Source organism: Planococcus donghaensis MPA1U2 (assembly GCF_000189395.1).
Classification (GTDB): Bacteria; Bacillota; Bacilli; order Bacillales_A; family Planococcaceae; genus Planococcus; species Planococcus donghaensis_B.
Genome location: NZ_AEPB01000039.1, coordinates 15078 through 29710 on the forward strand (window position 1 = coordinate 15078; position 14633 = coordinate 29710).

At 41.6% G+C, this 14633-nt stretch carries 20 protein-coding genes; 19 read left to right on the top strand and 1 reads right to left on the bottom strand.

The window, feature by feature from the left end:
• Positions 1 to 110 precede the first annotated feature (110 nt).
• From GPDM_RS11955 to GPDM_RS16505, 8 genes are all read left to right on the top strand, one after another.
• On the top strand, positions 111 to 1262 hold the full coding sequence (locus GPDM_RS11955) for a GAF and HD-GYP domain-containing protein (RefSeq protein WP_008431700.1): 1152 nt from the start codon (positions 111 to 113) through the stop codon (positions 1260 to 1262).
• On the top strand, positions 1259 to 1603 hold the full coding sequence (locus GPDM_RS11960; RefSeq protein ID WP_008431701.1) for a DUF3307 domain-containing protein: 345 nt from the start codon (positions 1259 to 1261) through the stop codon (positions 1601 to 1603). The genes GPDM_RS11955 and GPDM_RS11960 overlap by 4 nt, the downstream gene beginning before the upstream one ends.
• Positions 1604 to 1613: 10 nt before the next feature.
• Positions 1614 to 3443, top strand: a complete 1830-nt coding sequence (locus GPDM_RS11965) for an adenylate/guanylate cyclase domain-containing protein (RefSeq protein WP_008431702.1) — start codon at positions 1614 to 1616, stop codon at positions 3441 to 3443.
• A 91-nt stretch (positions 3444 to 3534) separates the two neighbouring features.
• A complete protein-coding gene (gene fliW, locus GPDM_RS11970) occupies positions 3535 to 3990 on the top strand; it encodes a flagellar assembly protein FliW (RefSeq protein ID WP_008431703.1) in 456 nt (151 codons plus the stop codon).
• Between the two features lie 3 nt (positions 3991 to 3993).
• The gene (gene csrA / locus GPDM_RS11975; protein WP_008431704.1) at positions 3994 to 4218 is read left to right on the top strand and encodes a carbon storage regulator CsrA; all 225 of its coding nucleotides are present in this window, start codon (positions 3994 to 3996) and stop codon (positions 4216 to 4218) included.
• Between the two features lie 175 nt (positions 4219 to 4393).
• Positions 4394 to 5689 (top strand): flagellin N-terminal helical domain-containing protein, encoded by a 1296-nt coding sequence (locus GPDM_RS16940; protein WP_008431705.1) that lies wholly within the window; start codon positions 4394 to 4396, stop codon positions 5687 to 5689.
• Positions 5690 to 6010: 321 nt separating this feature from the next.
• Positions 6011 to 6145: a flagellin gene (locus tag GPDM_RS11985; RefSeq protein WP_008431706.1), complete on the top strand. Its 135-nt coding sequence runs from the start codon at positions 6011 to 6013 to the stop codon at positions 6143 to 6145.
• A gap of 57 nt (positions 6146 to 6202) precedes the next feature.
• Entirely contained in the window at positions 6203 to 6379 is a 177-nt protein-coding gene (locus GPDM_RS16505) for a YjfB family protein (RefSeq protein ID WP_008431708.1), read from the top strand.
• A gap of 43 nt (positions 6380 to 6422) precedes the next feature.
• Here GPDM_RS16505 and GPDM_RS11990 read toward each other — a convergent pair whose 3' ends face one another.
• Positions 6423 to 7307, bottom strand: coding sequence for an LAGLIDADG family DNA endonuclease (locus GPDM_RS11990; protein ID WP_008431709.1), 885 nt, complete (start codon positions 7305 to 7307; stop codon positions 6423 to 6425).
• A 197-nt stretch (positions 7308 to 7504) separates the two neighbouring features.
• On the opposite strand from GPDM_RS11990, the gene GPDM_RS11995 reads away from it, so the two are divergent.
• The 11 genes from GPDM_RS11995 to GPDM_RS12045 all read left to right on the top strand — a co-directional run bounded on the left by GPDM_RS11995 (position 7505) and on the right by GPDM_RS12045 (position 14625).
• The gene (locus GPDM_RS11995; RefSeq protein ID WP_008431711.1) at positions 7505 to 8242 is read left to right on the top strand and encodes a glucosaminidase domain-containing protein; all 738 of its coding nucleotides are present in this window, start codon (positions 7505 to 7507) and stop codon (positions 8240 to 8242) included.
• Between the two features lie 127 nt (positions 8243 to 8369).
• Complete coding sequence (gene flaG / locus GPDM_RS12000) at positions 8370 to 8714, top strand: flagellar protein FlaG (protein ID WP_008431713.1); 345 nt, start codon at positions 8370 to 8372, stop codon at positions 8712 to 8714.
• Positions 8715 to 8732: 18 nt separating this feature from the next.
• On the top strand, positions 8733 to 10229 hold the full coding sequence (fliD, locus tag GPDM_RS12005; protein ID WP_008431716.1) for a flagellar filament capping protein FliD: 1497 nt from the start codon (positions 8733 to 8735) through the stop codon (positions 10227 to 10229).
• Positions 10229 to 10618: a hypothetical protein gene (locus GPDM_RS12010; protein ID WP_008431719.1), complete on the top strand. Its 390-nt coding sequence runs from the start codon at positions 10229 to 10231 to the stop codon at positions 10616 to 10618. Before fliD ends, GPDM_RS12010 begins: the two co-directional genes overlap by 1 nt.
• Before the next feature lie 18 nt (positions 10619 to 10636).
• The gene (fliS, locus tag GPDM_RS12015) at positions 10637 to 11011 is read left to right on the top strand and encodes a flagellar export chaperone FliS (protein ID WP_008431720.1); all 375 of its coding nucleotides are present in this window, start codon (positions 10637 to 10639) and stop codon (positions 11009 to 11011) included.
• A 331-nt stretch (positions 11012 to 11342) separates the two neighbouring features.
• Entirely contained in the window at positions 11343 to 12143 is an 801-nt protein-coding gene (gene motA, locus GPDM_RS12020) for a flagellar motor stator protein MotA (protein ID WP_039863381.1), read from the top strand.
• A complete protein-coding gene (gene motB / locus GPDM_RS12025; RefSeq protein WP_008431724.1) occupies positions 12127 to 12897 on the top strand; it encodes a flagellar motor protein MotB in 771 nt (256 codons plus the stop codon). Before motA ends, motB begins: the two co-directional genes overlap by 17 nt.
• A gap of 10 nt (positions 12898 to 12907) precedes the next feature.
• The gene (locus GPDM_RS12030) at positions 12908 to 13333 is read left to right on the top strand and encodes a flagellar basal body-associated FliL family protein (RefSeq protein WP_008431726.1); all 426 of its coding nucleotides are present in this window, start codon (positions 12908 to 12910) and stop codon (positions 13331 to 13333) included.
• A 70-nt stretch (positions 13334 to 13403) separates the two neighbouring features.
• The gene (locus tag GPDM_RS12035; RefSeq protein ID WP_008431728.1) at positions 13404 to 13820 is read left to right on the top strand and encodes a flagellar protein; all 417 of its coding nucleotides are present in this window, start codon (positions 13404 to 13406) and stop codon (positions 13818 to 13820) included.
• A 19-nt stretch (positions 13821 to 13839) separates the two neighbouring features.
• Positions 13840 to 14109, top strand: coding sequence for a flagellar biosynthesis anti-sigma factor FlgM (gene flgM, locus GPDM_RS12040; RefSeq protein ID WP_008431730.1), 270 nt, complete (start codon positions 13840 to 13842; stop codon positions 14107 to 14109).
• Positions 14110 to 14139: 30 nt separating this feature from the next.
• Entirely contained in the window at positions 14140 to 14625 is a 486-nt protein-coding gene (locus GPDM_RS12045; RefSeq protein ID WP_008431732.1) for a flagellar protein FlgN, read from the top strand.
• Positions 14626 to 14633 lie beyond the last annotated feature (8 nt).

Below are 14633 nucleotides of genomic sequence, written 5' to 3' on the forward strand. Positions count from 1 at the left end.
AATATTGCTTAATGGTTCACAACAAGATATGATCGACAAGAAATAGAAAAATACTAAACAAAAACAATAAAATGCTAAATATTCAACCAATAAGCAACCGGAGGAACCGCATGACGCATATAAAAGAATTGGAATTTAAAGTTCAAGAACTCGTTACCTTGCTAGAAGCGTCCAAGCAATTAAATTCAAACTTAGAAATGGGCGAAGTGCTAGAAAGCATTTTGTTGCAAATGGTGCAGATTGTCGGAGCGGAAGCAGGCACGTTATGGGTGCTCGATAAACAACGCCAAAAAATCAAAGTATCAGCCGCGTACGGGCCATCAGCGGCTACCATACTAAACATCGAATTGGATAAAGATGAAGGCATTGTCGGCAAAGTCATTCAGACAGGACAAGCGCAGTTAATCGAAAACGTGGCTAACAACCCAGACTGGACCGCACGCGTCGATCAATCGAGTGGGTTTGTCACCAAGTCGATGATTACCGTGCCGCTCGCGGTCAAAGACAAGGTTCTTGGGGCGATGCAGTTGTTAAACAAACAAGATATCGCTTTTTTCTCTGAACAAGACATTCGTTTAGCGGACGCGCTATCAAGTCAGTCGGCGCTCGCGCTTCATAACAGTCAAATGTACGAAGAATTGCAGCAAATGTTACTAAGCATGATTCGAACATTAGCCAAAGTGTTAGATGCGCGTGACCCGTATACGGCAGGGCATTCAGAACGCGTCGCTAAATATTCCTTATGGATCGCGCAAAAGCTTGAACTAAGTGCAGCAGATTGCGAAGAATTGTATAAAGCGGCATTGCTGCACGATATCGGAAAAATTGGCATAATAGATGCCATTCTCCGAAAACCTGACCGTTTAACGGCAGAAGAATATGCCGCGATTCAGCAACATACAGTGATCGGGGCAGATATTTTATCAAATGTGGAACCAAAAGACGCCATGGTTCATGCCGTAGAAACCGCGTTGTGTCATCACGAACGACTAGACGGCACCGGCTATCCGCATGGATTAGCTGGTGATGCGATTCCATTGTTCGCACGCATTGTCGGAGTCGCAGATACATTTGATGCCATGACGACGGCTCGTTCTTATAGTAAGGGACTGTCTTATCAACTAGGCGTAGAAGAACTGCGTCGCTGCAGAGAAACTTTGTTTGACGCTAGAGTAGTCGATGCGTTTGCGGCGATGTTAGAAGAGTGCGATTACCAAATCGAGCAATACGAAGCAGGACAGGAAAGAGGCTACCGACTATGAGTCAGTTTGATGTGTTATTGATTGGGCATTTAATCGGGGACTTTTTGCTGCAAACAAGTTGGATGGCCAAATACAAAGCGACAAAATGGCTGCCGTTATTGACGCATGTGTCGATTTATACAGTCATCATCGCACTGTTTGGGACGTTGTCAGGCGGATTGTCGTTGCCCGCAATTCTCATTGTTTTTATTGGCCATATTGTGTTAGACCGAAAAACCTTTGTCATGTTTTGGATAGAACGCGTTCAAATGGCGAAGGGTCCAGAAAAAGGGTGGTTGTCGATTATGGCAGACCAAATTTTCCACATCATATTACTGGCCATTGCCATCGCAATTTCTTAGGAGTGAAAAAATGAAATTTAAAACGAAAACATACGTGTTAGAAAAAGAAATAGCGTTGGACCGAAAAACCGCTTGGCAATTGTTAGCGGATAATAACCGAATGAACTTGTATATCGGGTTGTTCCCCGTAACGTTCAGCCCGACAAAGCAAGACGGAACGGAAATCTTTTACCGAGAAGCTTATGCGAAAGCGTTGGGACTGGTGCCAATCATGTGGCAAGAGTTTCCGTTTCAGTGGCAGAAATACGACAGCTACACTGTTGAACGCCGATATTTATCCGGACCACTCAAACAATACAGCATGCAAGCCGAACTGTTCGACACAGCAGACAACGGCACGCGAATCAAATTAACGGCTCGTTTTTTGCCGCTCAATCCGATTGGCTACGCAGGCGTGTTGATTAGCGGAATTCCTGCCGTGAAGAAAATGATGACCTACTTGAATGATTATTTGCAGTCTGGAGCGAATAAAATATCCGAAGCGCCGCAAAAACCGAGTAAGGGCAAAATCAATTTGCCTGAACTCGACCGGATGTCAGCGTTACTGGCGAAGTCGCCGGTTGACGAGAAGTTTGTCGAGTTGTTGCATCGCTATTTAGCCGAGCGTGACGACCGAGACGTCGCGCAAATCGAACCTGTCGAATTAGCCCATCATTGGGGAGCCGATTTGGACGAAACCTTACGCGTTTTGCTGTATGCCACAAAAGCAGGCATGTTAAATCTGAGTTGGAATGTTATTTGTCCAAATTGCCGTGTCTCAAAAGTCGAACACAATTCGTTAGCTCAATTAGAAGAGCAGTTCCACTGTGACTTGTGCGGCGTGAATTACGATGCGGATTTTGATCAGTTTGTGGAATTGAACTTCTCAGTTCATGAAGCGGTCCGAACAGCTTACGCAGAAGTGTATTGCATCGGTGGCCCAACGATCACGCCACATGTCCAAGCCCAACAAATTATCGAGTCGGGAGAGTCTAAGCGCTTTATGATTCCCCAAAGCGAAAAAGCATTGCGCTTTCGTGTGATTCAAGCAAACGACCGAGTAGTGGTAGACACTGGCGTGGAATCAAACGAGCTTGTTTACTCTGATTTGGGCTGGTCGCACGATTCGGTGTCGGGAGCAAGTGACGTTGTGGTCACAAACTCCAGCAGCGCAGACATTGTCGTGGCGTTAGAAAACGCAAACTGGACTGCACAAACCGTAACCGCCGCCAAAGTGACAGCGATGCAAGAGTTTCGTGATTTGTTTTCTTCAGAAGTATTGTCACCTGGACAAAAAATCGATATTGGCCACGTGACGATTTTGTTTACGGATTTAAAAGGGTCGACGATGTTGTATGAAACTGTCGGCGACTCGAGTGCTTACGGACAAGTACGCAACCATTTTGAATTTTTAACTGGGCACATTGCCGGAAATTCTGGCAGTATCGTTAAAACAATTGGTGACGCGGTCATGGCCGTGTTCCACAAACCCGAAGATGCACTGCGAGCAGCACTCGCCATTCAAGAAAACTTAGCCGCGTTTAATCAAACCGCAAAAGAAGACATTGTGTTGCGACTTGGTTTGTATAGCGGAGCGGCGATTGCGGTAAATTCCAACGACCGACTCGATTATTTCGGACGCACCGTGAACATCGCCGCGCGCATTCAAGGACAAGGCGAAGGCGGCGACATTGTAATTAGTCGTGATGTGTTGGATCAACCTTTGTCAGCGAGCTTACTGACAGGTGCCGATTTAGAGTTAGAAGAATTTTCGGCTGTGTTAAAAGGAATTGACGGAGCGGTGGACTTGGTACGCGTGCGACTGAGAGAAGGTTTGGTTGTTGAAGAGCAGGTTGGGTAATTGAAAACTCTATAAAAATTGATTGTTAATAAATGCCTCGTAAGATATCTTTATCTTACAAGGCATTTAGTTGTTACGGAGGGAGTCGGACATGAAAATTCAAACAGAACAATTCGGAGAAATCGAACTAGCAGAAGATCGCGTCCTTACGTTTGATAAAGGAATTCCAGGATTTGAAGAAGTTAAAGACTATGTATTAATCCCGGCAGACGCAGAAGGCGAGTCGCCATTCTTTTTCTTGCAGTCGGTAGAACACGTGGAAGTGAGCTTTTTCTTAGTCGATCCGTTTACGTTTTTCAAAGACTATGACATTAAACTAGAAGAGCAAATGGTGGAGCGGTTGCAACTAGAAGAGCCGACGGATGCCATCGTCTTAACAACCGTTACTGTCAAAGGCGACATTAACAACGCAACAACCAACTTAAAAGCACCACTAGTCATAAACAATAAAAAACAACAAGGCATGCAAATCGTGTTGAACAATAAAGACTACCAAATCAAGCAGGCGTTATTTCAAGTCGACAACACCGCTGCAAGGCAGGTGTAAACGATGTTAGTACTCGGACGCAAAAAAGGCGAAACCATCGTCATCAACGACGACATTGAAATCACGGTAACTTCGATCGAAGGCGACATGGTACGCCTCGGCATCAACGCGCCAAAGCAAATCACCATCCACCGAAAAGAAGTGTACTTAGAAATTCAAGAAGAAAACAAACAAGCAACGTCAAATGTTATTAATTTGAGTGATTTTTTGAGTATGCGGAAGAAATAGCACGAGAGCCTGCAGAATTTGCAGGCTTTTTTATGTAAATAAAAATAAATAAGAAATATTTTCAAAAAACACTAAACATTTAACAAAGCCCTCCGATAATAACTACTGTAAGGCAGTGCAAAAGGATTTGGACGCTTACAAAAAACAAAAAAACATTACACGGAGGTAATACGCAATGATTATCAATCACAATATCGCAGCACTTAACACACACAGACAAATGGGCTCGGCGCAAAGCGCGCAAATGGACAGCATGGAGAAATTGTCTTCAGGACTTCGCATCAACAGCGCGAAAGATGATGCAGCGGGTCTTACAATTTCTGAGAAAATGCGTGGACAGATTCGTGGATTAGAACAAGGTTCTCGTAATGCGCAAGATGGTATTTCTTTGATTCAAACGGCAGAAGGTACTTTAAGTGTTACTCAAGATATTCTTCAGCGTATGCGTGAATTAAGCGTTCAATCAGCTAACGATACTAACACTGCTGACGATCGTGCTGAGATTCAAAAAGAAATTAGCCAGTTAACTGAAGAGGTTGATAGAATAGCGAATACTACTGAATTTAACTCTAAAAAGTTACTTACAGGAGAAATTGGTACGAAAACAAATGATTCTCAGAACATCACTGGACTGTCAATGAGTTCTTCGACTCAGGCAGGAACGTTAACTTTTATTAATTCCAATGCCACTTTAGCCACTAAAGCTAGTGTTACATTGACTGCTACAGCTGGTGTTAATACGGTAGATAAGTCCGATTCTTTAACTATTATTGCTAACGGAAAAACTTATAATGTTGGCACTACAGCAGGTCAAACTTATGACGATTTAGCTAAGAAAATTACAAGCACTGTAGATGGGGCCACTGCAACGTGGGATTCTACAGCTGGAACATTTAAATTCGAGTCAAATGATGCAAACGCTGATCAAAGCATTTCTGTTGCTGAAACAACTTTAGGTGCTTTAGATGGCACAAAAGACTTTACAACTGCTGCAACAGATACTGGAAGTAATGCATCTGGACTAGATGCTGCTAACACTACATTCTCTTACGAAGGTAATAAAGTAACGGTAACTGGCGGTTCTGCAGGATTTGAAGGATTAACCTTCAATTTGAAAGCAGATGTGGGTAGTACAACTACGGCTACTGTTATTGGTAGTACGATTGATGTCAGTGATCAGTTAACTATGCAAATTGGTTCGAATGAAGGTCAATCAATCAGTATTAACATTAACGCTATGGATGCTAGTAACCTCGGGGTTGCGGATATAGATGTGACTACTCATGAAGGAGCTTCATCTGCAATAACTAGTATTGATGCTGCTATCAAATCTGTATCTTCTGAACGATCTAAACTAGGTGCAGTCCAAAATCGTCTTGAACATTCAATTAACAACTTGAACACCTCAGCTGAAAACCTAACAGCTGCGGAATCACGTATCCGCGACGTTGATTATGCCGAAGCCGCGTAAGCGAGTGGAGGTACAGTCGTCCTGATTGGTAACGATCAGAGATTACAACCGGGTGAATTGCTGGAAAGCCCTTAAGCTTTTATTGCCACAACGTAGTTGGAAACGACAAGCGTGACGGCCCTGAAAAAATAAAAGATTGGGCAATCAGCAGCCAAGCTCCTGTCTCGAAAGAGTGGAGAAGGTTCAACGACTAGGATAAACCATCTAAGGCGCAAGCTATGGTGATGAAATCCGTAGGTGAGACAGTATACATCAGTGCTGTGGATCCGAAGTGCCCGGCCCCTACTAACACTAGAGGGTGAAGATATAGTCTAGTCATTTATGAAAGTAAATGTTCGCACGATGGCGAAAGAAATGATGGAACAAACAAAGAACTCGATTCTTGCACAAGCATCACAAGCAATGCTAGCTCAAGCAAATCAGGCTCCTCAGCAAGTATTACAATTACTACGTTAATTTTAAGAAATCTAGGAGCCTGAGTTTAGGCTCCTTTTTCTATAAGGAGGCGAGTCTGTGGATATCGCGGCGTTATCAATGGCACTTAGTCAGGCAAGCGTGAAAACAGAAGCCAATGTATCGATTATGAAAAAGACAATCGACCAAGCGGAAACGAATGGCAACGATGTTGTAAAGATGTTAGAACAGTCTGTACAGCCTCATATTGGTGGGAAATTCGACATTAGAGCATAAAAATAGAAGCGACTCCTTTGTTAGGAATCGCTTCTATTTTTATCTACATATTTAATTTGAAACACAACGTAGTTAACTGACTAATATTTAAACCAGATTGATTTCTTAAGCGCATTAGATTTTCTTTAAACCTATTTTCTATTTGTATTTGATAAGGTTTTGTTATGGCTTTGGAATTTAGCAATGTCTTGGTTTGCTGAAAGAAATGGATATGGTTGTCACTTAAAGACAATAATAGAGTTAGCTTTTTATACTGTTCATTTATTTCTAACGTAGGTTTATTGATTTGGATGTCACTAGGCAAATAGATTGTTGTTCGGTTAGCAATTTTCTTTACATCAGAGGAGAGTCTTCTTTTACGGTTCATCGATTCATGGATATATGGATCTACCAACTTCAAAAAGTACATAATCTGATACTGGTCGTACAGAAGAAGTCGGTTTTGAGCATCGATAGAAAAATGAAGACCATATCTTTTATTGAGAAATTCAATTAGAAAGTGGTTTTCAGCTAAGGAAAAACTATCAGTAGACAAAATGATTTTTCTTGGAATGCCATTTTGGATTTTTAAGTGTCCATCGTCTTGATACCACCATGCCAAAGTCTTATCAGTAAAATGATTTTCAATATATGAGAAGGGCAATGCTTTTTTAGAGTGCGGATACCATGTTTCATATAACTCGCAAAGCTCATCTGAAGTCCGTGACTGAACAATATAGCTTTCTGTGAAACCAGCGATTGTACGTGCATCAATAATTTTTATGTATTTAGGTGGATTTAGAGATATAAAGGGTGAAAGTTGTTCAAAGCAAAATAGACTCCATCCAGTATCTTTTTTGGAATGAGTAAATTGGAAACGAGGTTTTCTATGAAGCTGTTTGGTTAAGCAACCATCTCCTAGTAATTTTCCGCATAGCATATCATGCATAACAAAACTCCTCTCTCAAAGGAACTGTTGTTCTTATTTAAATATACATAGACATGATCTTTAATGTCTAATCTTATACACAATATTCTGTTTTGGAATAAAAGATTATTTCTCTTTCCCACAATTATCCTATTCTTTTTTCACGCATTATCTTGTAAACTAAACAAGATTACTCTAACAAAGGGTGTGAGAACCGATTGACCAGTCCAATTTCTTCTAATTTCCTTTTATATAATACAATCGCCTCGATGGCAAAAGCGATGCCGGAATTAACCCAAAGCGACAGCAACAGCAGTTCTATCGGCAGTTCGACAAGTCCGAGTACATTTTTTGCTATGCTCATGAATGCTATGATGGAAAGCATCGAAGAAAACAATTCCACGGCTTCTCAAACAGGAGCGCAAGTTTCATTACCAACTTTAACAACGCCTTTAACCGCTCCACTAACAAACTCATATAATCCGGCAATTTCAATACCGCCACTCAACACAAAAGAAGTTCCCACAGCTGCGACGGATACAAGCGACTTGAAATTCAAACCTACGCAATTTATCAAGTTGGACAACACATTAGAAGGCAAATTAAGTGGGACGGCAGCTCACTTTATCAATGCCGGAAAAAAATACGATTTAGATCCGAATTTATTGTCAGCCATTGCGATTCACGAAACTGGTAATGGTTCATCGCGTGCCGCACAGGACAAAAACAATGTCGCTGGTATGATGGGCAAGAACGGCTTACGAAGTTACGCATCTGTAGAAGACAGCATTTTCGATATGGCGCGTAATCTACGTCAAAATTACTTAAATCAAGGTAAAGACACCATCGCTAAAATCGGAGCGAAATACGCCCCAGTTGGAGCAGCGAACGATCCAACTGGGTTGAATAACCACTGGACTAATGGCGTCAGCAACCAATATTCTAAACTGACATAAAATAAGGCTAGGTTTTCACAAACCTGTCTTATTTTTTTTGCTTTTTTGCTAAAAAAATCGGTTTTTCTGCCGATAACTACTATATAGAACCCTTTAGTCAACCTGAAGGACAAGGAGTGTAACCCACATGGAAGTAACAAAACTACCTGCTATCGAATTCCCGAGAGTTAGCGAACCAAATCCAATAGGCGCTAAACAACCAATTGCTGCAGAAGAACAGCAAAATAAAGAGTTTGATAAACCAATTACGAAAGAAGCGCTTACCGATAAAGTCGATAGCATGAACAAATTCTTAGAGTCAACTACAACAAATGTGAAATTTCAGTTTCACGAAGAGATGAATGTTTATTATGTGCAAGTCGTAAATTCGTTAACAGAAGAAATTTTACGAGAAATTCCAAATAAAAAATTTTTAGATATGTACGCTTCGATGGCTGATTTGGCAGGCCTGATGGTGGATGAGAAATTATAAGATTGGAGTGAATTATGTATGCGCATTGGCGGATTAGCATCAGGCATGGATACGGAATCGATCGTTAAAGATATGATGAAAATCCAAAAACTACCGTTAGATAAATTGATGCAGCAAAAAACATTCACAGAATGGCAACAAGAAGCAGTGCGCGATCAAAACCTGGTTTTCTCAAATTTGCGCACAAGCGCAAGTAATATGCGTTTGCAATCAACATTCAATGCATATAGTGCGGAGACAACAGGTTCAGGGAGTGCAAAAGTTACAACGACTCCTCAAGCGATGAACGGAAGCTATGACGTCCGAGTTAATGCGCTCGCGACTTCGGCAAAAATGACATCTGAACTAGGTATTGAAAATGCAAATGGCGATCCTGCAAAATCCACCGATTTAATCGGTGTCGCTGGAACGATTACGGTCAAAGGAAGTACAGGAGATGTCGCAGTAGCGATTACAGCAGAGATGACATATGCAGATGTGGCAAAGAAAATGCAAGATGCCACTGCTGGGAGCGAACCCGCTTTACGTGTTAACTTTGATAATACGACTTCACGCTTTTTCATGGCTTCAAAAGAACTCGGATCCGCACAAAACTTCACACTCGCTTTTACGGACGACCAAGGAAAGAAAAGTGATGACCTAGGTCTACAAATTACCGGAAAAGCTCAAGATGAATTTACGTCTACAAACGCTACTAACGGTTCGGTAACAATAGATGGTGTCAGAGTAGATGGACTGAAAAGCAACCAGACCGTCATAAACGGATTATCGATTCAATTGCAGTCTGTTGATGCAGCGGGTAGTTCATCGACTGTCCGTGTACAATCTGATCCCGCGAAGCCTGTTCAAGTCATAAAAGATTTTGTCGATTCCTATAATAAAGCAATCGAAGACTTGCAAAAGAAAATCATTGAAAAACGCTACCCAGATTTCCAACCCTTATCCGACGAGCAGAAAAAAGAACTAACAGAAACCGAAATCGAATTATGGGAAGAAAAAGCGCGGAGCGGGTTATTACGCAATGACCCGATCATGAAATCAGCCTTAGAAGACTTGCGAAGAGCCTTTATGGACACCGTAACAGGAGTTGCAGATGGCAATCTTAATCATTTATCGCAAATTGGCATCAATACCGGCTCCTATACAGAGGGCGGGAAATTATTTATCGATGAAGAAAAGCTAAAAGACGCATTGACGAAAAAACCAGATGAAGTAATGGCGTTGTTCACGACACGAGACGCAGCAGGAGACGGTGTGGGCGCACGCGTTTATGACACGTTAAATGACATTGTTAAAAAACTCAGCGCAAAAGCGGGGAGCTCAACAAGCTCAGTCGATAACAGCACCCTTTCCCAAAAGTTGAAACGAATGGACACCGAAATTAGTCGCTGGCAAGACCGGCTGACAAGTATTGAAGATCGCTACTGGAAGCAATTTACCGCGATGGAAAAAGCATTGAGCAAGATGAACTCACAAAGCACGTGGATGCAACAAAGCTTATTCGGTGGTTCGTGATGAGTGATTCAAAGCCAATCATGTATGCTTTTCTCAAACAGACACGTGAGCTATACGAAAAAGCACAACACATTAACGCTCGAATGGAAGATAACGAAGAAGGAATTGTCGAATCACTTGAAAGCTTGTTCACACTTCGTCAAGACACCATTCGTCAACTCGAAACTTTCATGAAGCAACGAAACTTCAGATGGACAGAAGAAGAACACACGATTATTGAACAACTAAGAGAAATCGAACATAAGCTTCAACCACTAATCAACGGGTTGCACCAATCGTTTTTTACGCAAATCACACGCATTACTCAAACAAAAGAAATCTCCAAAAAATACGGCGGTGCCTACCAAACTGTAGCAACAGCAGGTTCATTTATAGACAAACGCAATTAATCGCAAGGGGGAAAAAGAATGGTCACCATCAATCCGTACCAGACTTACCAGCAAAACTCAGTGATGACAGCATCACCTCAAGAACTGACATTAATGCTTTATAATGGCTGCCTAAAATTCATGAAACTAGCAAAACGTGCTATGGCTGATAAAAAAATCGAAGAAAAAAACACCAATATCATTAAAGCTCAAAACATTATTCAAGAACTGCGCAGTACATTAAAAGCAGACATCGAAATGTCAGCTGGCCTCGAGCAAATGTACGAATACATGTACAGCCGCCTAGTAGAAGCCAACATGAAAAACGATGTGTCAGCATTAGAAGAAGTAGAAGAGCTGATGACAGATATTCGCAACACATGGAAACAAGCTATGGCTTTGGTGAAGAAATAAGTTGATTCTAAGTCGCATCTGCGCTTTGGGCATAGCTCTCGTAAGAAGCCGGGCAAAGAACGCCAGTCTTCTTGCTTCGCTTAGCCCGAAGACGCGCCGATGCTAAACATGTGGGTGAAGTTAATTAAGAAAAAAACTATTTAACTATACCTTTGAAAATTAGATATGGAGTAAAACAACGGAGACTCCCGCGGGATAGCGAAGTGCCGAAATCCACTCGGGCATTTAGCCCGAGTTAGTTCGGCGCAAGCCCGCAGGAAAGCGGAGTTGTTTTACGGAATATCATGCATACAATAATGAAACTACACAAGTAATGAAATGAGGTATAAACGTGGACAAGACATCTTGGATAGGAGTCATCATGGGATTTGTCGTGTTGATCGGGGGGATGATCCTTAAAGGATCAAATCCGATTGCACTTTACAATCCAGCGGCGCTAGTCATTATTTTTGCGGGTACCATCGCCTGTCTTCTTGTTGCCTTTCCTATGGATGAAATTAAAAAAATCCCGAGCTTGTTCAAAGTGATTTTCAGCGAACAGAAGAAAATTCCTGTTAAGGAAATGATTCCAATGTTCACGGGATGGGCAATGCTGGCACGAAAAGAAGGCTTATTGGCATTAGAAGAAAAATCAGAAGAAGTAGAAGATCCGTTTTTGCAACGCGGCTTGAAAATGGTGGTAGACGGTCAGTCACAAGAACATATTCGTGATTTGATGGAAGAAGAAATTGCCGCTATGGAAGAACGTCATGAACTGGGCGCGAAGATCTTTGCACAAGCCGGTACATACGCCCCGACACTAGGTGTACTAGGTGCCGTTATCGGACTCGTTGCTGCACTTGGTCACTTGGACGATGTAGCACTACTTGGTAAATCCATTTCCGCCGCATTTATCGCAACCCTATTCGGGATTTTCTCGGGTTATGTATTATGGCATCCATTTGCCAACAAACTAAAGCGGAAATCAGAAGCCGAAGTAAAAACAAAAATGATTATGCTAGAAGGCTTGCTTGCCGTTCAAGAAGGCTTGCCAGTCCGGACAGTAGAAGAAAAACTATTAACATACTTACCAGCGAAAGACCGTAATCTTGAATCTGATGAAGAAGGAAGCGGTGTTGAAGTTGAAGCGTAAAAAAAAGCATGAAGAACATGTAGATGAAGCGTGGCTTTTGCCTTATGCCGACGTATTAACTTTGTTGCTTGCTTTGTTCATTGTTTTGTTTGCCTCAAGTCAAGTGGACGCCAAAAAATTCAACGCGATCGCAGAATCATTTAATAGCGAGTTGCAAGGCGGATCTGGCGTATTAGATGAACAAGCACCCGTTGAAAGTTTTGAGACATCGCCAACTGCAGAGTTGAGTGAAGATCCTGTTACTGGCGAAAGTCCAGAAGAAGTATTTGAAGCAAAAGATCAAGAAGAGTTGTTAGATTTTCAAAACAAGATTGATACGTATATCGATGAAAATGGGTTAGCGCCTCGCTTACAAACCGATATGACGCGAAAAGGCTTGAAGATTATTATAAAAGAAGGGGTGCTGTTCGAATCGGGAAGCGCCACTATTCTAAAGGGATCTGAGAAGATTACAGACGAGATATCGAATTTATTGATCACGGATCCTCCGCGAATGATTTTTATCGAAGGTCATACGGACAATGTCCCAGCAGGCACAGCGGAATATCCGACCAATTGGGAATTAAGTTCGGCGCGTGCGATTAACTTTATGAGAAACCTTCTTGAAAACGATAAACTGAGTCCGCAGAAATTCAGTGCGACGGGCTATAGTCAATATCAGCCAATCGCTTCAAATGATACTCCTGAAGGACGTGCGGAAAATCGCCGCGTTGAAGTATTGATCTCACCTTTTGAAATAGAAACCGAAGAATAAGAGGTGCATTATGGGGAAAATAATAAAAATAATTGTCGCTTTTGTCGTGGTGGCAGCGATTGGTGCGGGTGCTTATTTGTACTTTATGCCTAAAGAGGAAAAAGCGGAAGAGCATAAATCGTTAAGTGCTGAAGAAATAGCAGAAATGAGCATCGACACGGATATTATCACCACAAATTTGGCATCAGCTGGAAATTTCGGGGTTGTGCAGTTTAATATTTTGTTGAGTGACAAAGATACAAAAGAAGAAGCTGAAAAGCGTACTGCTGAAGTACGTGCCGCTGTGATTTCGACAGTTGCAAGTTTTACAAAGGAAGAATTGATCGGAGAAAGTGGCATTTCTATGATCGAGGAAGAACTCGTAACCCGATTAGCCGAAGTGTTTGAAAAAGGCACGGTTGAACGCGTACTGGTAACAGAATTTAAATTGCAATAATATTAAATTTCGCTAAACATTTTGACGAAGTTGCCGATATAAATAGATAGAGAAGGTCAGGTGAGTACATGTGGGAGCAAATCAGCTGGATAATTGCCGATTTTGCGGTATATTATTCCTAAAGGACTACACTGACTATTGCATAGACTGTTTTAAAGAAATTGAAAATGATTTTAATGCAATAAATGATTTTCTGAAAGATAGCAGCAATCACGACGCAGATATTTACGAAATTAGTCGGGCTACGAACATATCGGTACGACAAATTACGGATTTTATCCGCAATGGCCGGATTTACGCAGAGGATTTTCCCAATCTAGGGTATCCTTGCCAACATTGTGGTGAGCTCATAAAAAGACAGATGCTTTGCCATAATTGCTTTGATTCGTTTTCAACAGAAATCGAACGAACATTAAAGTTTGATGGCTCGCCAGAAATGTCCGGGGAGCCACAACTATGGAAAATGCGACAAGGCACCAAAAAATAAAAGACAGGGTGGTGAAGGAATGAATATCGATAAAACAAATAGTTCTTCCTTTATTCAATCTTATCAAAAAATGCAAGTAACTCCGGCAGCTAAGACCAAGCCGTTACAAAAAGAAGACGAGCTGCAGATTTCAAATGAGGCGAAAGCGATGTTCGAGAAAAATGCCAGTGTAGACGTTGAAAGACAAGAAAAAATTGAGTTTTTAAAAGCACAAGTAGCATCAGGTGAATACAAAGTAGATGCGGGGAAAGTCGCAGATAAAGTGCACCAATTTTGGTTTGATAAATAAGTTAGCGCATGCAAAAGAGGAGGGTATCGGATGCTGAACTTAGTAGTAAACACGCTGGACGAATTGATCAGCATACAAAAACAGCTTATCCGTTATGCCGAGCGCAAACAGACGGTGTTGATCGAACGAAAAGTCGATGAACTGACAGAGCTTGTAAAAGAAGAAGCAAAACTGGTCAAACAACTTGGCCAATTAGAAGACGAGCGGCAGCAACTTGTAGCCGACGTATTGGAAGAGCATCCAGGGTTAACTTTTAGCCAGTTTGCCGAACAAATTCCAGATGAAGCTGTAAAACAAGATCTTCACTTACAATTGAAAACCTTACAAACGCTTTTGACTGAACTTCAAGCAAAAAACAAAACCAACGAAAAACTGCTTGAAGATTCAATGAGCTTTGTTCAACATATGATTACGGAAGTCACAAAAACAAAACAACAACATTTTAACTACCAATCACCAGCAGGGCAACAAAAACCACAATCAAACAATCAAGGCTTTTTCGATACAAGAGCTTAGAAATTGTT